The sequence below is a fragment of the Lysinibacillus sp. Ag94 genome (genome assembly GCF_023242215.1).
Lineage (GTDB): Bacteria > Bacillota > Bacilli > Bacillales_A > Planococcaceae > Lysinibacillus.
In genome coordinates this window covers 718,400-743,571 of the sequence record NZ_CP096780.1, presented here as the reverse complement: position 1 = coordinate 743,571, position 25,172 = coordinate 718,400, and the positions used below count along the sequence as shown (strand labels likewise).

22 protein-coding genes are annotated in these 25,172 nt (G+C 35.6%); 6 read left to right on the top strand and 16 right to left on the bottom strand.

Going from position 1 to position 25,172, the window contains the following annotated elements:
* Positions 1 to 190 precede the first annotated feature (190 nt).
* Positions 191 to 508: a winged helix-turn-helix transcriptional regulator gene (locus MY533_RS03265; RefSeq protein ID WP_248718015.1), complete on the bottom strand. Its 318-nt coding sequence runs from the start codon at positions 506 to 508 to the stop codon at positions 191 to 193.
* 158 nt (positions 509 to 666) lie between these two features.
* Between MY533_RS03265 and MY533_RS03260 the strand changes: the two genes are divergently transcribed.
* Complete coding sequence (locus tag MY533_RS03260) at positions 667 to 1,059, top strand: DoxX family protein (RefSeq protein ID WP_248718014.1); 393 nt, start codon at positions 667 to 669, stop codon at positions 1,057 to 1,059.
* Positions 1,060 to 1,189: 130 nt separating this feature from the next.
* On the opposite strand, the gene MY533_RS03255 is transcribed toward MY533_RS03260, so the two are convergent.
* The 3 genes from MY533_RS03255 to MY533_RS03245 form a co-directional block, all read right to left on the bottom strand.
* Complete coding sequence (locus MY533_RS03255) at positions 1,190 to 2,056, bottom strand: NAD(P)-dependent oxidoreductase (protein ID WP_248718013.1); 867 nt, start codon at positions 2,054 to 2,056, stop codon at positions 1,190 to 1,192.
* Positions 2,057 to 2,384: 328 nt separating this feature from the next.
* The gene (locus MY533_RS03250; RefSeq protein WP_248718012.1) at positions 2,385 to 2,564 is read right to left on the bottom strand and encodes an aspartyl-phosphate phosphatase Spo0E family protein; all 180 of its coding nucleotides are present in this window, start codon (positions 2,562 to 2,564) and stop codon (positions 2,385 to 2,387) included.
* A 92-nt stretch (positions 2,565 to 2,656) separates the two neighbouring features.
* Positions 2,657 to 2,845 carry a hypothetical protein gene (locus MY533_RS03245; protein WP_100544207.1) on the bottom strand — a complete coding sequence of 63 codons (189 nt, stop codon included), beginning with the start codon at positions 2,843 to 2,845 and terminating at the stop codon, positions 2,657 to 2,659.
* 124 nt (positions 2,846 to 2,969) lie between these two features.
* Between MY533_RS03245 and MY533_RS03240 the strand changes: the two genes are divergently transcribed.
* The 3 genes from MY533_RS03240 (at position 2,970) to MY533_RS03230 (ending at position 4,614) form a co-directional block, all read left to right on the top strand.
* Positions 2,970 to 3,158, top strand: a complete 189-nt coding sequence (locus MY533_RS03240; protein WP_132357801.1) for a YkvS family protein — start codon at positions 2,970 to 2,972, stop codon at positions 3,156 to 3,158.
* A gap of 81 nt (positions 3,159 to 3,239) precedes the next feature.
* Complete coding sequence (locus MY533_RS03235; protein WP_132357803.1) at positions 3,240 to 3,854, top strand: CPBP family intramembrane glutamic endopeptidase; 615 nt, start codon at positions 3,240 to 3,242, stop codon at positions 3,852 to 3,854.
* A gap of 64 nt (positions 3,855 to 3,918) precedes the next feature.
* Positions 3,919 to 4,614 (top strand): hypothetical protein, encoded by a 696-nt coding sequence (locus MY533_RS03230; protein WP_248718011.1) that lies wholly within the window; start codon positions 3,919 to 3,921, stop codon positions 4,612 to 4,614.
* 363 nt (positions 4,615 to 4,977) lie between these two features.
* Here MY533_RS03230 and MY533_RS03225 read toward each other — a convergent pair whose 3' ends face one another.
* Positions 4,978 to 5,424, bottom strand: a complete 447-nt coding sequence (locus MY533_RS03225) for a MarR family winged helix-turn-helix transcriptional regulator (protein ID WP_132357807.1) — start codon at positions 5,422 to 5,424, stop codon at positions 4,978 to 4,980.
* A 122-nt stretch (positions 5,425 to 5,546) separates the two neighbouring features.
* Positions 5,547 to 7,025: a PAS domain-containing sensor histidine kinase gene (locus MY533_RS03220; protein WP_248718010.1), complete on the bottom strand. Its 1,479-nt coding sequence runs from the start codon at positions 7,023 to 7,025 to the stop codon at positions 5,547 to 5,549.
* 197 nt (positions 7,026 to 7,222) lie between these two features.
* Here MY533_RS03220 and MY533_RS03215 point away from each other — a divergent pair, with 197 nt between their 5' ends.
* Positions 7,223 to 8,962 (top strand): B12-binding domain-containing radical SAM protein, encoded by a 1,740-nt coding sequence (locus tag MY533_RS03215; RefSeq protein WP_248718009.1) that lies wholly within the window; start codon positions 7,223 to 7,225, stop codon positions 8,960 to 8,962.
* Positions 8,963 to 9,397: 435 nt separating this feature from the next.
* Here MY533_RS03215 and MY533_RS03210 read toward each other — a convergent pair whose 3' ends face one another.
* The 4 genes from MY533_RS03210 to MY533_RS03195 form a co-directional block, all read right to left on the bottom strand.
* On the bottom strand, positions 9,398 to 10,753 hold the full coding sequence (locus MY533_RS03210) for a TrkH family potassium uptake protein (RefSeq protein WP_248718008.1): 1,356 nt from the start codon (positions 10,751 to 10,753) through the stop codon (positions 9,398 to 9,400).
* Between the two features lie 107 nt (positions 10,754 to 10,860).
* The gene (locus tag MY533_RS03205) at positions 10,861 to 11,622 is read right to left on the bottom strand and encodes a TerC family protein (protein WP_248718007.1); all 762 of its coding nucleotides are present in this window, start codon (positions 11,620 to 11,622) and stop codon (positions 10,861 to 10,863) included.
* A gap of 626 nt (positions 11,623 to 12,248) precedes the next feature.
* Positions 12,249 to 13,334, bottom strand: coding sequence for an SDR family oxidoreductase (locus tag MY533_RS03200; RefSeq protein WP_248718006.1), 1,086 nt, complete (start codon positions 13,332 to 13,334; stop codon positions 12,249 to 12,251).
* Between the two features lie 17 nt (positions 13,335 to 13,351).
* On the bottom strand, positions 13,352 to 16,405 hold the full coding sequence (locus MY533_RS03195; RefSeq protein WP_248718005.1) for an efflux RND transporter permease subunit: 3,054 nt from the start codon (positions 16,403 to 16,405) through the stop codon (positions 13,352 to 13,354).
* A 445-nt stretch (positions 16,406 to 16,850) separates the two neighbouring features.
* Here MY533_RS03195 and MY533_RS03190 point away from each other — a divergent pair, with 445 nt between their 5' ends.
* On the top strand, positions 16,851 to 17,048 hold the full coding sequence (locus MY533_RS03190; RefSeq protein ID WP_248718004.1) for a DinB family protein: 198 nt from the start codon (positions 16,851 to 16,853) through the stop codon (positions 17,046 to 17,048).
* A gap of 198 nt (positions 17,049 to 17,246) precedes the next feature.
* Here the strand turns inward: MY533_RS03190 and MY533_RS03185 are convergent, their stop codons facing one another.
* The 6 genes from MY533_RS03185 to MY533_RS03160 form a co-directional block, all read right to left on the bottom strand.
* On the bottom strand, positions 17,247 to 17,747 hold the full coding sequence (locus tag MY533_RS03185) for an SMI1/KNR4 family protein (protein ID WP_248718003.1): 501 nt from the start codon (positions 17,745 to 17,747) through the stop codon (positions 17,247 to 17,249).
* A 257-nt stretch (positions 17,748 to 18,004) separates the two neighbouring features.
* A complete protein-coding gene (locus MY533_RS03180) occupies positions 18,005 to 18,427 on the bottom strand; it encodes an SMI1/KNR4 family protein (protein WP_248718002.1) in 423 nt (140 codons plus the stop codon).
* Positions 18,428 to 18,930: 503 nt separating this feature from the next.
* A complete protein-coding gene (locus tag MY533_RS03175; protein WP_248718001.1) occupies positions 18,931 to 19,293 on the bottom strand; it encodes a DUF3221 domain-containing protein in 363 nt (120 codons plus the stop codon).
* Positions 19,294 to 19,796: 503 nt separating this feature from the next.
* The gene (locus MY533_RS03170; protein ID WP_132357829.1) at positions 19,797 to 21,374 is read right to left on the bottom strand and encodes a peptide chain release factor 3; all 1,578 of its coding nucleotides are present in this window, start codon (positions 21,372 to 21,374) and stop codon (positions 19,797 to 19,799) included.
* 294 nt (positions 21,375 to 21,668) lie between these two features.
* Positions 21,669 to 23,135: a UDP-N-acetylmuramoyl-L-alanyl-D-glutamate--2,6-diaminopimelate ligase gene (locus MY533_RS03165; protein WP_132357831.1), complete on the bottom strand. Its 1,467-nt coding sequence runs from the start codon at positions 23,133 to 23,135 to the stop codon at positions 21,669 to 21,671.
* Between the two features lie 509 nt (positions 23,136 to 23,644).
* A complete protein-coding gene (locus MY533_RS03160; RefSeq protein WP_248718000.1) occupies positions 23,645 to 25,033 on the bottom strand; it encodes an aldehyde dehydrogenase in 1,389 nt (462 codons plus the stop codon).
* Positions 25,034 to 25,172: the final 139 nt, after the last annotated feature.

Here is a 25,172-nt window from a genome sequence, read left to right as displayed (position 1 = left end):
AAATAAATTCCCGCATGTAATAAAAAATACCTTTTGTTTAAAGAAAATTTACACTATTTACAATATGCAATTATTTTTAATTACCTAACACTCTAAAGTAAACGAATTTTAGCCTTCGCTGCGGAATACAAAAGATTACATCTTCAAAATAAAAAAATATCCAAGCCCCCTCGCTTGGATATCCTTTTTACTATTTTTCTAAATCTACCCACGTAGACGACCATTTTTCAATTGCTTTTAGGACGGGCGCAAGTGCATATCCTTTTTCTGTTAGCTCGTATTCAATCACCACTGGTGTCGATGGAATAACAGTGCGTTTCACAATGTTCTCTATCTCTAATTCTTTTAATCTTTCCGTTAACACGCGGCTGCTAATACCCATTTGTTTTTTAATTGTTGAATACCGTTGAGAACCTTCTAATAACTGATAAATAAGCAGGGTATTCCAGCTATGATTTAATATTTTTAGCGCCCTTTCAAATCGTGGGCAAATTTTTTTTTGATCCAATTTTACCTGCCTCCTAAGTACTTTGTTCATATATAAGAGTATATCATTTTTCCGAAAATCAGTTTTAAAAATAAAATTAAGTTACTTGACAAAAGTTGTTTTTAAAAATAAACTAAGTTACGAAATGTAAGTAAAAAACAAAAGGAGTTTATTAAACTATGCAAAATATCGGTTCAACTATTTTACGTGTGGTGCTTGGCTTTATTTTTGCCGCTCACGGATATCAAAAATTTCAAGGTGGTATCGGCTTTACAGCTGATTATTTTGATGCCATTGGTATTCCAGGCTTTATGGCTTATATTGTTGCCATTATAGAACTAGTCGGTGGCGTTGCAATTATTCTAGGTTTAGGTACAAGACTTTTTGGCGCTTTATTGACAGTGACTATGATTGTTGCCATTTTTACGGCGAAGCTTAGTATTGGCTTCATCGGTGAAAACGGCTTAGCTGGATATGAATTTGATTTAGCCTTAGCTGCAATTGCTTTATACTTCGCACTTGCAGGAGCATCTAGTTTTTCTTTAGACGCAAAACTTTTTCATAAAGAGTAATGTTTCGTAGTTTACTATTTTCTGTGTGTTAGTGAGCTGCCTCTTTATCAAATGCAAAACCCGAAGATCCATCCTTTCATAAGATGATACTTCGGGTTTTCTAAAATTTAAAATTCTTCGTTCTTTATAGTCATTGATACGCCTTTAAAAGAGCCTGTGTACCGCTTTCACCATAGCCTGCTTCCACTAGCTTGTCATACATATCATAAGCAAGTGCTAGACCTGGTAATGTAATCCCCATTTTTTTAGATTCGTCTAAAGCAATTTTCATATCCTTTACAAAATGCTTTATATAAAAACCTGGTGCGTAATCTTCTTTGATCATACGGGGTGCTAAATTACTTAATGACCAAGAGCCTGCTGCACCAGACGAAATGGATTGCAATACTGTTGATAAATCAAGCCCAGCCTTTAAACCGTAAGCAAGTGACTCACACACACCTATCATTCCTGAAGCAATAACTATTTGATTACACATTTTAGCATGCTGTCCTGCACCAGCTTCACCTTGATAAACAATATTATCACCAAAATGTTTCATGACTGATAAAACTTTATTAAATGTAGCTTGGCTACCTCCAACCATAATTGATAATGTCCCATTTTGAGCTCCAATATCTCCTCCAGAAACAGGTGCATCTAGCGCTTCCACTCCAAGCTTCTGGGCATGCTCAAAAATTTTCTTTGCCAATGTTGGCTCGGAAGTGGTCATATCAATAACAATATTGCCGGATTCAGCTGTTTGAAATAAACCGTTTTCTCCAAAATAAACTTCCTCTACATCTGCAGGGTATCCAACCATTGTAAAGGCAATTTCCTTATTTTTAAATGCTTCTGCTGGAGTACTTGCCCATTTTGCACCTAGTGCTAAAAGCGGCTCCGTTTTCTCCTTTGTGCGTGTGTAAACTGTCACCTCATGACCATCTTTTAATAAATGCTTTACAATACTAGCACCCATAACACCAGTGCCGATAAATGCAATACTCTTTTTTCCCATATGTACATACTCCTTTGTTATCCAGGCTATTGATTCTACGTAACCAATCATTAGCACTTATTTCATCTTTTTAGTGTAGTCTAATAAGTGCGATAATTCAAACTCCTTTTACTATCTTGTACTAAATGCCTTTTGCTGGACAACCGCCGAAAGAAGTTAAATCAATTTCGCATAAAATAACATAAAAAAAGAGAGCAAGTGATGGGGTATCACTGCTCTAAAGGGGGAAATGAGAATGTTGCTGTGTTCAAAATAAGTATTCTCCAAAAAAATACTTTTTAAACATATTATTTAAAAAGTTTTATATTCTAAATACGGGAACATTCTTTCAATTTTCTTGATCTTCTTCTTCTTCTTCAAATGCTGTCTGTCTATAATAAGTATTCATTAACTGATCTAATCTGCGACTCAGTTGAATGGTTTTTGCATTTTGTAATCCGTTCTCTACACCTGAGCGAATCATCATCTCACGAGTTTGCTCCATTTGTTTCAAGAGTAGATTGACCATTCATACAACCCTCCACACACAAATAATCATACCATTATTATACATTTATATTTCATTTCTTACAGCATTAACTTACGACAATGTTCGACAATTTAGCTTCTTGCAACTTCTTGATAAGTATAGATTACGCGTCCATTTTGTTTGGCTTCACCTCTAAAATGTTTAAATAAAGGATGTTTTACAAGTACTTCTCGAAACTCATAAAATTGTTCCTTTTCTATTTCTATACTTTTTAATTCCCCATTTTGTAATTGTTTAAGCATATTTTCGTATTTTTCCATTTTTTCTTTTCCTCACTTCTCAATATTTTGTGTAATAAATTATGAATTATTCAAAAAAAGCTTTACGTTTTCCATTTTTTCATGCAAACTGTATATTATTAGTCGATGAAGGAGCTGACTGTCTGTGAAAATAGCTGAAGTTGGAAATATTATCGAGTTTAAAGATGGCTTACAAGGTATAGTAGAAAAAGTAAATGAAAATTCGGTGATCGTTGATTTAACATACATGGCGAATTTCGATTCTCTTGAAATTGAAGAAAAAACGGTCGTCAACCATAAACGTTACAAAATTTTATATACAAACGAGGCTTAATAGTCTGAATAGTCCCTATTTGTCTTTATAGATGATAAGGGGCTTTTTTTTTGATAATATTAAAAGCATGGAGGTCGAATAATGCTTACAAATTCGAAACAAACAATAATATTGCTCCTTTCTTTATTATTCGTTTATGGCATGCTTGCATATACCTTTGCTAACCAAGCTGTATTTTGGTACCTATATGCATTTACTTTACTTGTATGTATCGCCATTGCCATTTTGGCAGGTAAAATTGAAGATCAGTTACCTACCTGGAAATTTTTACTTTTCGGTATTGGGTACGGTACAATAACATACGGTATTATACGCTTTGGCTATTGGCTTGCACCATACATTAATGATTCATTAGTACAGTCAGTACAAAAATTTTTAACAAACTATGGACCACAAAATATTTGGCACTATATTTTACTCGTATTCATTGTTGCAATTGGTGAAGAGATCTTTTGGCGTGGCTATGTTCAACAACAGCTGAAACGTTTTATGCGTCCTACTTTTGCTGTTATTGTAACTGCGATATTATGTGCAATCTCTATTGCATTAAGCGGCTTTATGCTTGGTATGATCGCTGCACTTGTAACAGGCCTTATTTGGGGCTTTTTATATGAATGGCGTAAAAGTATGCCACTTGTTATTGTAACCCATGTAGTTTTTGTACTACTATTATTTTTAGTGTTACCTTTAACATGATAACATTAGAATTTGGAAACATTTTATCTTTACTAGCGTTTAATTAAGAAAGGGAGGGCTTTTCATGCAAAAAAAATTATTTTCTGTACCGGCATTATTACTAACAGCTGTTTTAGTTGTAGGATGTAATACTTCTGAAACAAAGGATTCTGATGCTCAAAAAAATGAGCCATCAAATACACCGACTGAACAGCAACAACCATCATCTAAGGATACAACTGTAGATGAATCGCAAGAAACGCCTACATCAAATGAAACAAATAAGGACAATAAAGACAATACAACTAAAAAAGAACAAGAAGTTAAATATGTACAAAAAGGTGTAGACAAGACTGAAAAAGCAACGGAATCTAATAGTGCTGATCAAGACTATAAAATGCACCAACTACCTGGATTTACACTTACCCAGGAAGAACCAGGTAAAGACATGTTAGTTTTTAAAGACAATCCTAATGTATTTATGCGTATCGAATCTATTGATGCGTCACAAACAAAATATGAAGATGCAAAAACATCTATGCAAGATTATATGAATGCTGTTGGTGAACCATCATCTTTATCTTCTGAGGATTTAGCTGCATTTAAAGATGTTAAAAACATTGAGGGTTATGTTGTACGTTTTGAAGAAGATAAAGAAAAAGTAATCGGCGTTGTTTTTGAAAAAGATGGTTTAATTACAAAACTAATAATTCACGATAACGACGAATTAGATTTAACAGATGCTATGCTTAAAATGGCAGCAACTATTGCTAAAAAATAATAATTCAAAAAAGACTATAGACAAACTTGTTTGCTCTATAGTCTTTTTTATGTTGGTTGTGTTATTTTTTCAAAAACTTGTTGTCGACTAATGCTGCTATGTTTCGTTTAGAAATTATAGCAAGAAGCTCAACAGGTTCCAACTAACAGAGCCTTAATTTTATTGTGAGGCTGATTTTCGTTCCTACAGGCGTTAGGAACGATCACGTGGGCTTTAAAGCACTCAGAATACTTAGTCCTTCGCCTGTGCTCGCTCCCGCCTTATCTATGACGCAAATGAATTAAGAGGGATTTGTTGGCGTACAATTTAACTTCTTCCAAAACAACAAAAAAAGTTGCCTCAAACTCATTGAGACAACTCTTTTTAATAAGATAAGTCTTTAATAGACAGGCCTAATTTTTTTAATAAGGTGATGGCTTGGTCTTTTTCTTCAACAGATAATGCACTCATCAATTCATGTAAATGCTGTTCATGTTTTGGAAATAGTTCTCCCATAAATGCTTCACCTTTGTCCGTTATTTCTGCATAGGTAACACGGCGATCTGATGGACATGAGACACGCAATAAATACCCTCTTTTTTCAAGTTTGTCAATGACATACGTAATAGACCCACTAGCTAGCAAAATTTTATTGCCAATTTGCTGTAATGGCTGTCTTCCTTTATGATAAAGAAGCTCTAATACAGCAAATTCAGTAGGATTTAAACCATTGTCTTGAAAAAATTGATGGGTCATCTCATTAATCGCTTTATGTGCACGTGATAATACTATATATAATTTTAAAGATTGCTTTATATCTTCTGACGTCATATCCTTTTCCTCTCAATTCGCGTTTTATACATGCCATTATAGCGACATTAGAAAAGCATTGTCAAAAGCAATATTTGATTTTACGTTTTTCACAGTAGTTTAATTTACCACTCAGACGCTTTTTATGTTACTAAATAAGCAGAATCTTTCGTGGAAACATCCATTGTATCCATCTGATTAAATGTGTATATCGGGAATTGTAGGTGGAAGCATGTACCCTTCTGTAATTCACTATTCACACCTATTACACCTTCATGCTCTTCAATCACCTTTTTCACGAATGCAAGACCTAGTCCTGTCCCTGTTGATTTTGTCGTGTAAAAAGGTTGGAATAAGTTTTGAAGGGTAGCATTGTCCATACCGACACCTTCGTCTTTAATCAGTAACTCTACATTCGCACAGTCAATAACATTCATTTCTACTGTAATCGTTCCACCATTATTCATGGATTCCATCGCATTTTTAATAAGATTCATGAATACTTGCTTTAAACGATTCTCATTGCCACCAATGTATACTTGTGTAGAAGGAGAAATGTATTGAATCATAACATTTTTCATAAGCGCATCTGGAAGCATAAACTCAATCACTTGCTTTACAATGTGGTTTAGCTCTAATAATTCCACTTTCATACATGTTGGCTTGGACAATACTAAAAGCTCGGATAAAATTTGTTCCATCCGTTGCAGCTCACTATCGATGACAGATAAATACATGCTTGACTCTTCATCTGCATTTAGTTTTAGCAATTCGGTAAAGCCCTTCAAAGAAGTTAATGGATTACGAATTTCATGGGCGATACTTGCAGCCATTTGACCGACAACATTTAAAGCTTGTTGATGTTCAACTTTATGTTGAAGTTGTTTCTTTTCTGTTTCATCATTAATGACTGTGACAATAATATTGTTATATTCATCAAAGATACTCGAAATTTCATAATAGCAAGGGCTAGTAACTATAGTTTCATCAACTACATGAATACTTGCATGCTTTTCGCCCATCAGTTTAGAAAGGTATGTTGTAATTTGACCCTTCTTCAATGTAAATGCATCGAATATGTGCTGATGTGCCTTATGAAGTAGCAGCGATTTTTCGGTTCTTAAAAACATTTCAGCATACTTATTTAGCCCAAGAATTATCCCGCTAGCGTCACTTATAATAACAGCATACGGTAAGTGATCATAAGCATTGAGAGATTGTGATCTCTCCTGCTCTTGACTAACATATAATTCATGAGCTATGTCATTATTTAACGTTGAAATTTGCGCAACAATTTCCTCTGTGTTTGGATCATAAAAACATTTGAAGGACATCATTTCATACTCATTACCATTTGTTTGAATATTGAAGATTTCTTCTGATCTTAAATCATTTTCTAATTGTTTAACGAATTTCGCCCATTTTAAATTAGATGGCTCGTCCATAGTTAAATAGCCAATATACGTTGAATTGAGATTAAAAAGTTTAATAGCCGTCTCATTCACGTTTAAAATTTTCCCTGCTTTATTAAGAATAAGTGTTGGTGACGAAGTACTTGTCATAAGATTTCCAAAACATTGATTAATATCATTTTGCTTCAACTTTCTCACCGAACCTTTCAAAAGAGTAAAAACCTCTTAATCGAATTTTGAGCCTTTACTATACTTTATGACTGCACGAATCTATTATTACAAAATTTAGTAAATTTAAGTATAAAAATTATTTCACGAACTGTTCACAAAATAAATAGGTAAAAAGGATTATATTGTATGACAGCTACTTGACTGTTACAATTAGAAATTGAAAGGAAGATTATTGCATGAATACTATTTTAACTACTTTAAACGCAAAGTATATTCACACAAATTTAGCATTGCGTTATTTAAAAGGTGCAGCTTTACCAGAATTTAATCCAATTATTGCAGAATATACAATTAAAGATCCTGCTTTTAATATTGTATCAGATTTATTCCAAAAAAAACCTGATATTGTAGGATTTAGTTGCTATATTTGGAATATTGAAGAAACTATTCACGTCATCAAAATGTTAAAAACTGTCTGTCCAAATGTTAAAATTTTGCTCGGTGGACCTGAGGTTTCTTATGATTCCCATCATTGGTTACGGAGAATTGAAGAGGTTGATTTCATTGTTATGGGTGAAGGGGAAACCTCCTTTAAACAGTTACTACGCTATTTGCATGGAGAAATTGCATTAGACGATGTTCCAGGGATTTGCTACTTAGAGGATGGTAAAGTACGAATTCACGCACAAGCACCCAAAATAGATTTACGTGAGTTACCAAGTCCATTTCGTTTTGAAGAGGACCTCCCTCATCTAAGCAAACGAATTCAATATATTGAAACAAGTCGAGGCTGTCCATTTAGCTGTCAATTTTGTTTATCTTCTATTGAAGTAGGTGTTCGTTATTTCAACCGAGAAAAAATAAAAGAAGATATTCGATTCTTGATGGACAATGGTGCACGTACTATTAAATTTGTCGATCGTACATTTAATATAAGCCGCAGCTATGCCATGGAAATGTTCCAATTTTTAATCGATGAACATAAGCCAGGAGTTGTATTCCAATTTGAAATTACGGCAGATATTATGCGTCCTGAAGTTATCCAGTTTTTAAATGATAACGCCCCTAAAGGTCTTTTCCGTTTTGAAATTGGTGTTCAATCAACGAATGATTTAACAAATACTCTTGTGAAGCGCCGTCAAAACTTTGAAAAGCTAACACGGACAGTGACGATGGTCAAAGAAGGTGGAAAGATTGATCAGCATTTAGATTTAATCGCTGGTTTACCGGAGGAGGATTATGCAAGCTTCCGTCAAACCTTTAATGATGTTTTCGCAATGCGACCAGAAGAATTACAGCTTGGATTCCTTAAACTGCTGCGCGGTACTGGCCTTCGTCTAGAGGCTGAAAAATTCGGCTATACGTATGTGGACCAATCTCCTTACGAGATTTTCTCCAACAATGTCTTAACGTTTGATGATATAGTACGCATTAAACATGCAGAGGATGTACTTGAGAAATATTGGAACGATCATCGTATGGATCATACAATTGAATATTTAGTAACTGAAGTGTTTGAAACACCCTTTGATTTCTTCCAAAACTTCGGTACTTATTGGGAAACAAAAGGTTGGTCTCGTATCGGTCATCAGCTTGAGGATTTATTCCGTCGTTTATTAATGTTTTTAGAAACTGTAGAGGGTGCTAATTTAACGATCATTCAAAGCTTAATGCAACTAGATTATTTAATGGCACAGCAGTTCCAGCCACGTAAATTATGGTGGAAGGAGCGCCCTACAGAGGAACAACAGAAGGCACTTTATACGGCCTTACGTGAAAATCCTGCAATTGCAGGTGAGGAATTCGCCAGCTTCAATCTATCTGAAAAAGAGTTGTTTAAACATACGCTTATTATTCCGCACTATGTAGATTACCAAAATTTCTCGAATGGCAAAATTGTACAAAAAAATGGCTATTTATTAACCTACTTCCGTCACGGTCAAGCACCATACTTTGCAACAATCCACTCTATATAATAAGAAACGCTAGTCCTTTAATAAAGTTTAGGACTAGCGTTTTTTTCATCTATTTAAGCGAGCATTTTCAAATTTTCCAGTAACCTAAAATGACCAATTCATTTGTGTCGTTGTAAGTAATTACCATAACCTTAAGACAATCAACAAATATTCTATGCGCAGTACAATTATCCTAAAAAAGTTTAGTACGAAATTCTCAACCCGCCAACACCCTGATATTGTAAAAATTACCTATTAATTAATCGTAACAACCAGGAAAAAACAATTTAAAATTTTTCGACAATTTTGTGGCAACGTCCGTTTTTTCGTCAATTAAACAATCTTTGACACCTTTTATGCATAGATTTCCTACTGACGTAATCTCTAAATGTCGCAATTTTTTAATCGGAAAGAATAAAAAGAGCGGAATTAGCTCTTTTTTATTCTCCTAGTAATTTACCCAATAATTACCCGTTCTTTAGGATAGTGATAATTAGATTTTTTTCCTCTACCTCCGCCACCTAATGTGTAAAGGAAGGAAATTAAACCGACACGACCAACAAACATTAAAATCATAATGATAATTTTGCCAACTACCGATAGGTCGGAAGTGATTCCTAAAGACATCCCACACGTTCCGAACGCTGATGTAATTTCAAAGATTATTTGAATGAGTGATGCGTGTGGCTCAGTAATGAGTAAAATAATTGTCGCAACTAATACCATAAAGAATGCCAATAAAATAACAACAAACGAGCGGAATACATCAATTAAATGTATTTCACGTCCGAATACTTGAATATCCTCTCTTCCTCGCGAAAAGGTAATTAGGAATAAAATGGCCATGGCAAAAGTTGTTGTACGTATTCCTCCACCAACTGAACTTGGCGAAGAACCAATAAACATTAAAAAGCTCATAAAAATATCTGTCGCTTCACTAAAGGTTGTGACATCATACGTCGTAAGTCCAGCTGATCGTGTTGAAACAGAATGAAACATTGCAGAAAACAGAGCCTCATGCCAAGACATTCCCTTAAAGGAATGGAATGATTCAAGCAATAAAATAACGACAGCCCCTACTACAAATAAAATTGCATATGTGGAGGTAGTTATTTTTGTAAATAAACTAAAGCGGAAATTTGCATGGCGATTTAATAAAAAAGTTTTCACTTCAATCAATACTGGGAAGCCTATCGCACCAAGCACAATTAACACCATAGTTATCAATTGAACAAAGTAATCGTTATGAAACGGAAGTAAGCTCATACCCGTAATATCAAAGCCACCATTTGTAGTAGCTGAAATGGAGGCAAAAACACCATGAATCAAGGCTTCTTCAAAAGTGTCAAAGTAGTTAGTAAAGTGCAAAGTTAAAATGAACGCACCCATCACTTCAATGCCAATTAAGATTTTCAATATTTCCCGAATTAATTGAACAACACCTGACAAATTGTATTGATTATGATCGATCATAATCAATTGACGCTCACGCATTCCGATTTTTTTCCCAACAAGTAACCACACAAAGGTACCAAGTGACATAATACCAATTGCACCAAGCTGTAAAATAACAAGAACCATCACGAGCCCGAATGTGGTATAGCTTTCAGATATATTGAATGTTGTTAAACCTGTTACACTAACTGCACTTACTGCAGTAAATAAGCTGTCTAATAATGAAACTTTAACACCTTCTTGATGAACGCCTGGTAGCAGTAGTAACAGGAAGGAAATAGCTATAGCTATAAAATAATAAGAGACAAGTACCTGAAAAGGTGTAACAAGCCTATTCTTTGATCTTTTCCAGGGCACTTTGACAACCCCTTCCTTATATGATGCCAAACTCGATAGATATTAGTATAGAAAAAATACATCAAAAAAGAAAGAGGAATAGATACGACTATTCCTCTTAAAGATCATTAAACTTGTTTTTTATGACGAACTCCTACTAAATAACCTACTAATGCGATGGCCACTAATACAATCCAGAAAGTTAACTCCCACACTGTAGAATGCGGGAACTCTGCAGGTAATATGCCCACCTTCTCATGTGACAAAGTCAACACAACAAGCTTCACGCCTACCCAACCTACAATTAAAAACGCAGCGGTCTCAAGTGAGGGGAAGTCATTTAATATTTTCACAAACCATTGTGCCGCAAATCGCATCATTATAACTCCGATAAACCCTCCAAGTAACATGACCATAAATTGTCCACCATTGATGCCACCTATATCAAAGTTCCCTACATGCGGTAAAGTTACAGCAATGGCAACTGCAGCAAGCATAGAATCAATAGCAAATGCAATATCCGCTGCCTCAACCTTAAGCACTGTCATCCAAAAACCAGCGCCCTTTTTCCCTACTTCATCGTTAGATTCTTCGTTTGAATCCCCTTTATGACGCAAATCATATATATTTTTGGCAGACATGAATAGTAAATAAGCTGCTCCCAACGCTTGAATTTGCCAATAATTCACTAATACTGTAATGACAAAAAGTGCTGAAAATCGAAAAATTAATGCGCCAAATAATCCATAAAATAATGCCTTTTTTTGTTGTTCTCGTGGTAAGTGCTTCACCATCACAGCCATTACAACTGCATTATCTGCTGCTAATAACCCTTCTAATACTACAAGTACAATAAGTACCCAGCCGTATTGTAATAAAATTGATTCCATTCATGTGCCTCCTCTAAAGCTCTGTATACCCAAATTATCATTACTATACGAATACAAAAGAAAAGACCTCTGCCCCTATAAAAGGCAAAGGTCTCGCTAAGCAAATAAATACTAGTCGTTGAATACTGCTAGTATAGAATTATTCGCTTATCACACCCGATGGTAAAAACCACGTCATGACGAATGTGAATCCAGATACTTCGCTCGTACCTGTTAGCTACTCCCCTTTGACAAAACGTCGAAGGTTTTTTTCTTCTGAAAACTTATTATAGCACTATCATATATGAGTGGCAAAATTATCTACCCCATTTTTAATCTACAATAACTCTATGTCTATCGCAGGATCAATAATACCTCGGCATAATTGCATCCGAAAAAGGCTTTGTGCTTAGCGCTGTAGATGTTTTTTGTGCGAAAGCGTAGTGCTAACGTAGCGTCAGCAACAGATGTTTTTTGTGCGAAAGCGTAGCGTCAGCAACACTGATGCAGGTCAATTAGCGGTTATCGCATGGATGCGATGATTTTGTGACATCCGCCGGAGGCTTTAACTTCTTTCAGCGGGTGTTTGAACACCTGCTGAAGTGAATGTAACCATCGATTTCTATCACCGTCCACTAATTGACGCTTCACTTTATTTGAATTCGATAGCGTTTATCGTCTTTATGCGCTATATAAAAATCAATCATTCTAGGCATTGTCAGTATAAAATCGGGACATGCAATACTACCCTTTTTCAAAATGGTAACTGCTTCAGATGTATCGAACTTAGCATTCCAAGCTAAGTAGTCTAGAGTTTCTTGCTCAACGCCTAGATATTTTCGAATAAGTGGTATTTGTAAAGATGTTCTTGCTAGTATTAACGGTAATCGCCCTTTAGGATAATGATTCGTTAATAGTTTTACCATCGTACGATACACTTCCTGCACAGGATGAGGATTCGGGTCCGTTAGATGCAAAGTTTTCCCTTCAGCACATTTTTCATCAACGAGATAAGTCGAAGCATTTATAATGTAATCCACTGGTACCACATTTATTGTTGAAGTTGATCGCCCAATATACGGGATAAAAGGAAGGTACTTTAACTTATCTACCATATTTAAAAAGAAATAAGGCCCATCGAATTTAATCGTTTCTCCTGTTTCAGAATGTCCACGTACTATGCCAGGTCGAATAATTGTCAGTGGTATTTCTGATTTCAAATCTTCTACTCGATGCTCAGCTTCATATTTTGTTTCTTCATAATAATTCTTAAATGCGGGCGGGCGAATTAGTTCATTTTCACGCAAAACACCTTCACGTGTTCCAGCTACATACGCTGTACTAAAATACATATAGCGTCTTAAGTTCGGCAGTGTTCGAACAAAATCATTGACCATTGTCGTACCATGCACATTTACCTTCCATGCTAGATCGCGTGGTACCGCTAAATCATAAATAGCAGCTAGATGCCAGAGCACCTCAATTTGAGGGACAATGTCCTGTACGGCTTGATTTTCAAGACCGAGATTCGGTAAGGTAATATCTCCCTCTACAATGCGAATAGAACAGTTTGGAAACTCCGCTACTATTTTTTCTCTTTCTAAATTTGCTTTAACAAATTCACCAGCTAAAACAATAGCGATGACTTCCTGTGATTGTTTTTTTCGAAATAACGCACGTATTAATTGACTTGAAATAAAGCCTGGAAAACCTGTGAAAAAATGAACCCCCATTTTCATCCCCCCTGAGCTTACCGCATCTTCCTCGTTTCTTTATCCATTAAGCTATAAATTATCGGTACAATATATAATGTCAACAAAGTTGATGTCACAAGTCCTCCGATTACTACAATCCCCATTGGCTGATTCATCTCTGTTCCTTCACCAATACCAAGAGCAAGTGGTAGCAATCCTAAGATTGTTGTTAGTGCAGTCATTAAAATTGGTCGAAGTCGATCTTGTGTGGCCAGTAAAATCGCATCATACGTCTCCATTCCCCTAGCTTTTTGTTGATTAATGTAATCGACAAGTACAATCCCGTTATTCACGACAATTCCAACTAGTACTAAGATGCCTATAACAGATGTCACACCAACTAACGTGTTCGTAGCAAACATTGCAATGGCAACGCCAATAATCATTAATGGTACTGTGAACATAATAACGAATGGATATTTGAATGATTCAAATTGAGCAGCCATTACGATATATACAAGGACTATTGCTAATGCCACGGCTAAAAGCATATCATTAATCGCACTATCGTAAAGCTCACGATCTCCACTAAAGACAACTTGAGTTTCAGTTGGTAATTTCGCTTTTTCTAATACTTTGTCCACTTTGGCTGAGATGCCTCCGAGCGACTCCTTCGTTTCATACTCAACAAAAAATGCAACCGCTGCCGCCTGATCAGAACGTCTTATCGATACTGGTCCTTCTTGGACAGAAACTGTAGCAATGTCGCCTAGCTTTACAAATAAACCTGCAGGTGAACGAAGCTGCATCGATTTTAGTGACTCGATACTATCATTAAACACTTGTCCAAAGCCTGTATAAACAGGCAATACAGCACCATCCTCTGCCATTATTTGCGTTGTTAGCTGACCCTTCGTCATTTGATTGACCGTTTGAGCAATTTGTGCGGGGACAAATCCGTAGTCCTTCGCCTTTTCTCGGTCTACTTCGACTTGAATTTCTTTTACAGTAATATCTAAATCCGTAGATACTTTTGTGATGGCTTTTACCTTTAATAGCTCCTGCTGTAATTTATCAACAGAGCTTTGAAGTCTTTGCTCATCAGAGTCTGTTAACCTAAACGTTAATGTATTTGGTGACGATCCTGTTGTCGTTGAGACATTAAAGTTAATTTCAACTTGCTCACCTAGCTCTTTATGCAAATCTCGCTCAACCTCTTCTACAAATTGAAAAATTGAACGATTCCTATCTGCTAGAGGAACAAGCTTTACATATAATTCTGCTTGGTTTGCACTTGTTTGTCCCCGTGCCTGTGCCTGTTGCGTACCACCGATTAGGCTAACATATACGTCAACATCTTTTTCCCGTTTTAGGCGTTCTTCAATTTTCGCTACAACTTTTTCTGTTTCTGATACTGCTACCCCTTTTTCTAGATTTACACTAATGGAGGCAAACCCTTCATCCGTTGGCGGTAAAAACTCAGTACCAATTTTCATAAGCCCAAACAACGCAAGTCCAAAACAGACAACTGCTGATATTAGTACAAGCATACGGTGACGCAATACCCAAATAATTGATGTTTTGTAGCGCTTGTAAAAAAATGACTCATTACGTTTTTCGTAAATATTCGTAGATTTCATTTTTAAAAGACGACTTGCAAGCATTGGAACAACTGTTAACGCAACAACTAAAGAAGCAATTAAGCTAAAGGAAATAGTTAATGCAAATTCTGTGAAAATTTGTCCTATTAAACCTTCAATAAACATTACAGGAATAAATACTGCAATCGTTGTGAGAGTGGAAGCAGTAATCGCAAGTGCCACTTCCTTTGTCCCTTCCTTCGCTGCTGTTTTCGGATCCTTGCCAAGTCCTAAATGTCGTTCAATGTTTTCAATAACAACGATAGCATTGTCAACCAACATACCGATGCCAAGTGCTAACGCCCCTAACGTCATAATATTGAGCGAAAAATTTGCAAAAAACATTAAAACAAATGTAACAATCACTGAATATGGTATCGAAATGCCAATGATAATAGGGCTTTTCATACTACGCAAAAAGACAAATAATACGAACATTGCAAATAATCCACCTAGAAGTAAAGAAGATCCGATATTACTAATGGCTAAATCCACGTAGTTCCCTTGGTCCACTAGTACGTCTGCAACGATTCCTTGATATTGCTTCTTTGTTAATAATTCATTTAAAGCTTCTTTAAAAGCTTTTGAAACCTCTGCTGTATTAGCACCTGATTCCTGTAATACGGACATTAATACCGCAGAATGCTCATTTGCACGTGTTGTAGTTATGGATTTTTGTTCCACACGATCAACAGTTGCTACTTCTCCTACTGTTAATGCTTTACCATCTAGTGGATTTACTGAAATGATTAAATCCGCAATGCCTTCAGGCGAATTTATTGTGCTTAAAATACGTGTCGTTAACATTTTCCCGTCAGCCGTTAACACTGGCTCACCAGGAAGAGAAACATTGTTCGATTGAATAATTTGAATAATATCTGCTTGCGTTAATCCTTTTTCAACTAGCTTCGATTCATCTAAAGTTATTTGAACTTCTTCCACCAGCTTACCAGAAATATTGACACTTGCGACACCTGCTGTTCGACGGAGTTCTTTTTCTAAGGCTTCCGCCAATAAACGTACATCTATATTGTCATTTTCCGCACGTAGTGAAAGTTGTATTATAGGAAATTGTGATGGATCAAACTTTAAAAAGTTAGGTTTCTCTGCATCATTCGGTAAAGGGGTCATATCGATGCGTTGTAAAATATCGAGCTGAGCATCATCAATATTAGTTGACCAATCAAACTCGAGTATAATTAAATTGGACCCTTCTTGCGAGGTAGACTGTAGTTTTTTTATCCCTGGTAAGGTGGCGAGTGTTGTTTCTAAGGGCTTCGTTATTTTCTCATTAACCTCTGTTGGACTTGCACCAGGATAATTGGTAACAACAATGCCTATAGGTGGACGTAATTCTGGAATAAGCGTAATAGGTATTTTCAATAATGAAACGCCACCTAATATAATGACTAACAACATCGTAACTATTGTAAAAACAGGCCTTTTAATAGAAAAATTACTTATGTTCATTATTACAAGCTCCTTTTAATCTCTTCCTTTCTATAATACCCGAACAGGAGAATATTTTATAAATTTGGTAACCTCTCCATGTATTATAGGTTTAATATATAGCACAACGCGAAATTAGGAGATGTAATTTGTTATAACGTATACCCTATTTAAGTTGATTGAAGACTCCAAAAGCGTAACGGCACCTACCAAGCGTTCAGTCGGAATGGAAATCAACCACACGTTATGATACAGAACTTTATATTTCCTAATACTGTATATATTCTACATAAAGCTCTCATTTTCCTTGTAAAAAAACACGAATCGCAACTCTATAAAATTAAAGACAAGTGAATGTATTATAAATCCGTAAAAACGTTCGTGCATAATAGTTAAAGGATTCGTTTCGATGTATGGAACACCATACATACTATTGGAAAAAACATCAGGATCCAGGAGGTATATAATGAAAGATACGCTTGAACTATTTCGTTACCATGTTTGGGCTAATAAAAGAGTTTTTGAACATTTAAGGAAACTTCCTGATGATCTGTACCGTAAACCACTAAATAGTGTATTTCCTACGATTGGCGACGCATTAGCTAAAGGTCGTTTTCGATTTGTTACCGACAGATTTTCTCCTGTATTGTCTTCCCATTTCTAATCATCAAATGTAAATGTTGAATGAAGTAATGCCCGTCTATGATATCCGTACATTTAACCCTTAGCTTACCTGTCTTAAACAAACCTGCTTCGTTAGTTCAATAAAAAAAAGAGCTGCTATGCAACTCAATAATCTTCAAGTAAAGCACCTGTTAGTTTAAGTACATTTGTTCACAAACATTAAGTCTTAAAGGGCTATTCAACATTTTACTTTTTTTATTCTCGCAACTTGGAAAAGGTCGGATAATTTTTTTACAACAGTTAGTTTATTTTCAATTATCGTCTCAGTCTCTTCAGCATATTCATGATCTAATAAATAGACAGGAGGATTATTTCCTTCGTGTATATTTATTGCGTAAGCATTACCAATAGCTATTTCTACTCCGATACAAATATAACCACTCTCAAATACTGCACATCCAGGAACAGCATCTAAACATTCATCAATAATACACTTTGGATTCAAGAATTCGATTCGTAATTGGGGATTTTCTTCATCTTCTTCATCTTCCGCATCAAAAGGAACCACCAATTCACTATTACACACTTCTACCGTAGTCATTAAATCGATCAACCATTCTGGAAGTTTAGAATCTAGTTTTTCTTTTAGGTCATTTATTTCCCTAACCGTCGCTATCCTAGTGGATGTTCCAGACCTTTGAATCATATTTTTAGCATTTGTAATTACTTCATTAACCAACGTGACTCCTCCATACAATTAGAAATATTTACTTCATCTTTAATAACGTCCCGTTTTTAATTTCTTCCCATGGAACTTGACCTATGCAATCTTAACAATGTATCGCCTTATTTTATATATGTAATTTTTTCCACATTAAACTATCCTGCCCCGTTAGTTAGTTCTATAAAGAAAGAAAGAGCTGCCTATGCAACTCAAAGATCTCCAAGTAAAGCACCCCGTTAACGCAATAAGAAAGATACATCAATAGTCCATTCTTATTCGTCCCAAAATTCATTATCTATTGCATTTTCTATCTCATCTAAGAAAAACTCATAAAAATTAGGCTTAGAAAGATAGATGGCAGATTCAAATGGACTCCAGTTCATAATCGGACATTCTCCATCTTTTAGCTTACTTGTATCCAAACAATAACCATATTCATCACACCAATAGATCATAACAAACCCAATCGGCATTGAAGAAAAACGTTGTTTATAAGAGAGCATCATTTCACAGTCACTAAATTCAAAACCATTTCCTCCACCACCATATTCAGCTAAAAACCATTTATAACTTTCTGGAAATGTAACCCCTAATAATTTTTCCGTTTTCTCTATTTCATCATAATTTATGCTTCCAAAAAAGTTCTTCCTCTGGTCATATTGATTAATAAGTTTATTTATTTTTAATTTATACAATTTTATTCAACCTTTCACGATTCCTTAATATTAATACATTCTAGATGATCTTTAATTTATTTGTATTTCCTTCTTCAACTAACCTGAACCGTTAGTAAAAAAGCGTCCTCACTTGTTGGAGAAACGCCACCGTTCCAATTTCATTCCATAGAATACTTTACCTATCAAATCTTAACATTGTATTGCCTTAGTTTTTACATGTAATTTTTTCCTCTTTCAACTAAACTGCTTCGTTAGTTCAATAAGAAAAAAAGAGCTGCCAATGCAACTCAATGATCTTCAAGAAAAGCCCTCGTTTGACAAAAACTTTTAACAAAAGTACATAAAACAACGCATAAACAATGTTCATAAGAAAAGCCACTAATGTTGATTTAAAAACATTAGTGGCCTTTAAGTTCGTCTCCAAACTTTGATTTGGGAACGTTATTTAAAATTTGTTTGCATACTATATAATCTTAAGCGAGCTAAGGTGCTTTTAAATTTAATAAAAATAGAAATGTAGGTTATTTTGATATTATATCTACCTTTTCTATTCTACGGTGAGGGGGATTCGAATCTAATTGTTGCCCATTCCAATATACAATTACGTGGGCTCCTACTTCTAAATCTTCGTGCTTACCAGCTTCGAAACCATAATATGCTCCTTCTTTTTCTTGAGCTATTTTTATTAACTCAACATCCTTCTTATTGGAAATATCTCCTTCACTGATATTTGGTACGACCAATATTTGGCTCCACCCATCTTGATTCTCTATCTCTTTTATACCCACAATAATGCCTTCTTGATGTTCCAAATTTGTTTCTTCTTGTCCACAACCAACTATTAGGAAACTCAATGCAATTGCTAAACCAAGCAGTTTTTTCATAAATCTCCCCTCCTATTGAAATTGCCTTTTTTAAAATAGTTTAAGTTACAACTTATAATAAATAAAGCTCCCAAAGCGTCGTTTGGTCACATTTCTTAACTTAGCGTTGTAATCCCCATAATTTTAAAGGTACTCCTTGTTGCACTAAACTGCTCCGTTAGTTGAATAGCAATAATCTTTTCGAAAACAGCCTTTAGAAAATAACCTATATCTTTTATTACTTAGAGGTTTAAAAAATAGCCTTTAATTTACATTTAATAATTGATATAAGCTCCTTTTGAATTACCGCAACATTAGATTGATTACCGAACAAATTAGTTGTTGTAGTAAATAGAGTCATTTGTGGTAAAAAAGAGGATAGATAGAGCGAATTTATTTCAGCTCTTTCTATCCTTTTAATTTCTATACATATAATGTGTGACATTAAATAAGAATTCACTATTTAAAATAGTTTCAGCTTATAACTTGACTTTTAATAAAAACATGTCGATTCGTGTTTTTCATTATAAAAGGCTATACAGTTTAATGTCTTCGTTTTTATCAGCGAACCAACGCATAGCAAACTCATTTTCAAATAGGAAAACAAGATTATCAAAACGGTCTTTTACAAGCATTGAACGACCTGAAGACATCGATTCTTTAACATCCTCTTCGTTTTCAATCCATCTTGCAATTTTCGAACCAATTGGCTCCATCTTCACTTCAACATTATATTCGTTTTTCATACGATGCTCAAAAACTTCAAATTGTAATTGACCAACTGCTCCAAGAATAACTTCTTCCGTATGCAACGTTTTATAATATTGAATAGCGCCTTCTTGCACTAATTGTAAAATCCCTTTATGGAATTGCTTAGATTTCATAACATTTTTCGCAGTGACACGAACAAATAGCTCTGGCGTGAACTGTGGCAGTTTTTCAAATTGGAATGTCTTTTTACCACCTACAACTGTGTCACCAATCTGATAAGTGCCTGTGTCATATAAACCGATAATATCACCAGCAACTGCTTCATCAACTGTTTCGCGGTCGTCAGCAAGGAATTGTGTAGATTGTGTCACTTTGAATGATTTACCTGTACGAGATAAAGTCATGTTCATACCACGTTCAAATTTACCTGATACGATACGCACAAAGGCAATACGGTCACGGTGTGCAGGATTCATGTTTGCTTGAATTTTGAAAATGAAGCCCGAAAACTCCTCATGATCAACCGGATCAATAAATTGTTCATCCTCAGTAATTCGAGGCTGTGGTGTTGGCGCAAATTGTAGATATGTTTCAAGGAATGTTTGCACACCAAAATTTGTTAAAGCAGAACCAAAGAAAACAGGTGTCAATTCACCACGACGAATTTTTTCTTCAGAATACTCATTCCCCGCTTCATCAAGCAACATGATGTCATCCATTGCTTGTGAATAATAAGAAGTCACCTTCATAGGATGCTCAACTGCAAGTTCCCCATTATCATCAATTGGTAAAAAACGTTCTTCTTCCTCAGTACGGAATTGCTCGATACGTTTATTATAACGATCATAAATACCTAAAAACTCTTTACCCATACCGATTGGCCAGTTCATTGGGTAAGCATTAATGCCAAGTACCTCCTCAAGCTCTTCAATCAGCTCAAGTGGCTCTTTCCCTTGACGGTCTAGTTTATTGATAAAAGTAAAAATTGGAATACCTCGCATTTTACAAACTTTGAATAGCTTTAAAGTTTGTGCTTCAATACCTTTGGCAGCATCCACGACCATGACAGCACTATCCACTGCCATTAAAGTACGATACGTATCCTCCGAGAAATCTTGGTGACCCGGAGTATCTAAAATATTAACACGTGAGCCGTTATAATCGAATTGCATTACTGAAGAAGTTACAGAAATCCCACGTTGTTTTTCAATTTCCATCCAGTCAGATGTTGCAAACTTACCTGTTTTCTTTCCTTTTACTGTACCGGCATCACGAATCGCACCACCAAATAGTAAAAGCTTTTCTGTAATCGTCGTTTTCCCAGCATCAGGGTGACTAATAATGGCAAAAGTTCGACGCGATAATATATCTTTTTCTAAATTTGAATTCATCTCGTTATTCTCCTTTTTTCATACTTAATAATAATAAAAGAAGACTTGCCTTACTTACAACCTTTTTACATGATTTCCCCAAAAAAGAGGTTTTTATTTTGGCGAGGGACAATGTAAGATACTACCCTTTCTTTCATCTACTTACATTATGACATTCACCAAAAGTACCCAAAAAGAAAACCCTTTAGTACGAACTAAAAGGGTTCTCTAAGTATGGTGAACTTCCCGCATCTTTGCATGCTTTCCCGTTCACCCTATCAAGTACGCTCTAACATCCTCATTGGAAATCATATATTAAACAAATTTTAAGTGGCCAGCTTCTATTGCAATATCTGCATCACTATGCGGATATTTCGTGTTCTCAATAATTTGATAATCTTCATGGCCTTTACCAGCAAAAATAATCATATCTCCTGGTTCAGCAACCTCAATCGCATGACGCACCGCTTCAGCACGGTCTCCGATACATGCATAATTTTCATGAAGCATCCCTTTAGCAAGATCACCTGTAATACTATCATAGTCCTCATAGCGTGGGTCATCTGTCGTTAAAATAACGTAATCAGCGGCTGATGCTTTTTCTGCCATTGCTGGACGTTTTGATTTATCACGATTGCCACCCGTACCAACTAGGAAAATAAGCTTCCCTTTTTTATATGGTTCAGCTGAAGAAATTGCCTTTTCAATGGCATCAGGTGTATGTGCATAATCAACAAAAATCTGCACTGGTAAATCTGAACAAACTTTCTCCATGCGGCCCTTCACTGGTGGCAATTGCTCGATTTGCTCAATGATTGTTTCCATTGAATAACCACGGCCATAAAAAGCTACCATAGCGGCAAGCACATTGTAGATATTAAATTCCCCAAGCAAATGCATTTTTACATGGTATATTCCCTCTGGCATTTCAACATCAAAAGATGTCATGAAATCATGATACTCACAGTTAATAGCTCGGAAATCAGCTGTTTCATTTTTCAAACCATATGTCCATACAGGAAATGGTGTCATCGCTGCATAGCGCTCTGACCAAGCATCATCGGCATTTAACACTACAAATTTATTCTTTTCTAAGTCTTGTCCAAGTTGAGAGAACATTAAGCCCTTCGCATGGCCATATTCCTCCATCGTACCATGGAAATCAAGATGATCATGTGTAAGATTTGTAAAAATAGCTATATCATATTCTACCCCAGCTAGACGTCCAAGTGCTAAACCGTGTGAAGATACCTCCATCGTCATTAATCTGCAGCCTTCCATTTTTGCACGGAATATCATTTGTTGAGTCGATAATGCATCGCTCGTAGTATTTGCAGATTCATATAAAATACCATTTAAATTAAAGCCGATTGTTCCTGATAATGCCGATTTCTCACCCATACCATGCATTATATTTTGAATAATACCCGTTACTGATGTTTTTCCGTTTGTCCCAGTTACGCCAATCATTGTCATATCTTTCGACGGATAGTCAAAAAACTTTGCAGCTAACAAGCCAACTGCACGATCCGTATCTTTTACAATGACTTGTGCAATATTTTCTGCTAATGGTAATTTTCGTTCTGTTACAACAATTGTTGCGCCACCTTCAACAGCTTTCTGTGCATAGTCATGACCATCTACTGTATAACCTTTTATACAAACAAACATACTATTTGGTTGTACACTTCGTGAATCAATGACAATATCACTTACTTGGTCAGGTAGCACTCCAATTATTTTTTTCAAAGGTAATGCATTCAACAATTCCTCTGCATACATTTCATAGTCCTCCAATCAATCTCTACATTCATTTCATCATTTATTGTTTATTCGACAAAAAATGACAAGATGAATACCCCCACATTCTAATGAACTTATTTTACTACTTATTCACCGATAAATAAAATGCCTGTAAGAACGTTTTTAAAATGAAAACGCTATCATTTTAATATATTTTTAATATTTCACCTTAGTTTACCTAACATATCAAAAAACGGCATTTATCGACAACCGAAATGGGAAATATACGTTGGAGAGCTAATCAATTATGCCTCTACAAAATTTTTTGCTGTCGCTTCGCTTTCGCACAGAAAACATTTGTTGCTGTCGCTTCGCTTTCGCACAGAAAACATTTGTTGCTATCGCTTCGCTTTCGCACAGAAAACATTTGTGGCTGTCTTCGCTTTCGCACAAATAAATTGCCACAGGATGTAGGGTTCTAAAACTGAGTTCCTCTATTTCTCGGGCGTCCAAAAAAGTGAGGTGTCAGTGTCCGACACCTCCTTTTACTATTTCATGATAGTTCGCACAAGCTTAACCTTTTGTTTATATGGGGGAAAGAGAACGTTCGTCTCTAACTTCGATGATTTTTTTAAAATAGATTTTGGATGGGTAAAGTTTTCAAAACTTGCCTTCCCGTGATATGCTTTGACCCCTGATGGTCCGACACCGCCGAATGGCAAATGTAAATTTCCTACATGTGTAATCGTATCATTAATACACCCTCCACCAAATGGTAATTCCTCTAAAAAGTACTGGGTAGCTTTTTCATGCTCTGAGAAAAAATAAGCCGCTAAAGGCTTTGGTAGCTGACGAATCTGGTGAATAGCCAGCGGTAAATCATCATACATCATCACAGGTAAAATCGGACCAAATAGTTCATCCTGCATCGAAGGACTTGACCATTTCACATAACCAATAATTGTAGGCTCAATATACAAATCATCACGATCTGTTCTACCACCAAATGTAATTGCATCACGTTCTTCCACGATAATTTGCTGTAAGCGATCAAATTGTCTTAAATTCACAATACGACCGTAGTCAGGGCTTTTTAATGCATTTTTACCATAGAAGGAACGAATCGTTGCTTTCAATATTTTCATAAATTTGTCATAGACATCTTTATGGACAAGAACATAATCTGGTGCCACACAGGTTTGACCAGTATTTGTAAATTTTCCCCAAGCGATTCTTTTCGCCGCTACTTCTAAATTGGCTGTTTGATCTACAATTGCGGGACTTTTCCCACCAAGCTCTAGGGCAATTGGTGTTAAGCGTTCCGCCGCTGCCTTTGCAACAACTTTTCCGACTGCCACACTCCCTGTAAAAAATATATAGTCAAAGGATGCATGAATAAGTGCAGTCACTTCCTCTTTTTCTCCCTCTACAACCCGAACATAGGAAGGACTAAACGTTTCTTCAATTATTTTTTTTACGATTGCTGCTGTATGCACAGATGTTTCTGATGGTTTTACAATAGCCGTATTACCACCAACAATTGCTCCAATTAATGGCTCCATTACAAGCTGGAATGGATAATTGAATGGGCCAATGATTAATGTTACTCCATATGGCTCTCTTACAATAAAGCTTTTTCCCATCTGGTATTGTATCGGTGTTTTTACAGCTTCAGGTTTCATCCATTCTTCAACATGCTTGACCATATAAGAAATACTATCTAAAACAATGCCAATTTCTGTTGCATATGCTTCAAACTCACTCTTACGTAAATCTAAATATAGAGCATTCAAAATTTCTTTTTCATATTTTAAAATCGTTTTCTTCAGATTTATTAATTGCTCTTTTCGAAATTTTGTACTTTTCGTTGCTCGTGAAAAATAAAATTGACGCTGTTCTGTAATCATATTTTCTACATCGTGTATCGTAAAATTCATAATAAAAGCACCTCTTTTTTTAAAATGGCGTACATAGTTTTTTCATTTCGAAACAAACTATCTTTGTCTATACGATACAACATTGACAATCAAAATTCCTCTTTCTTGAATAGACGGAATGTGTAGACGGTTTTGTAAT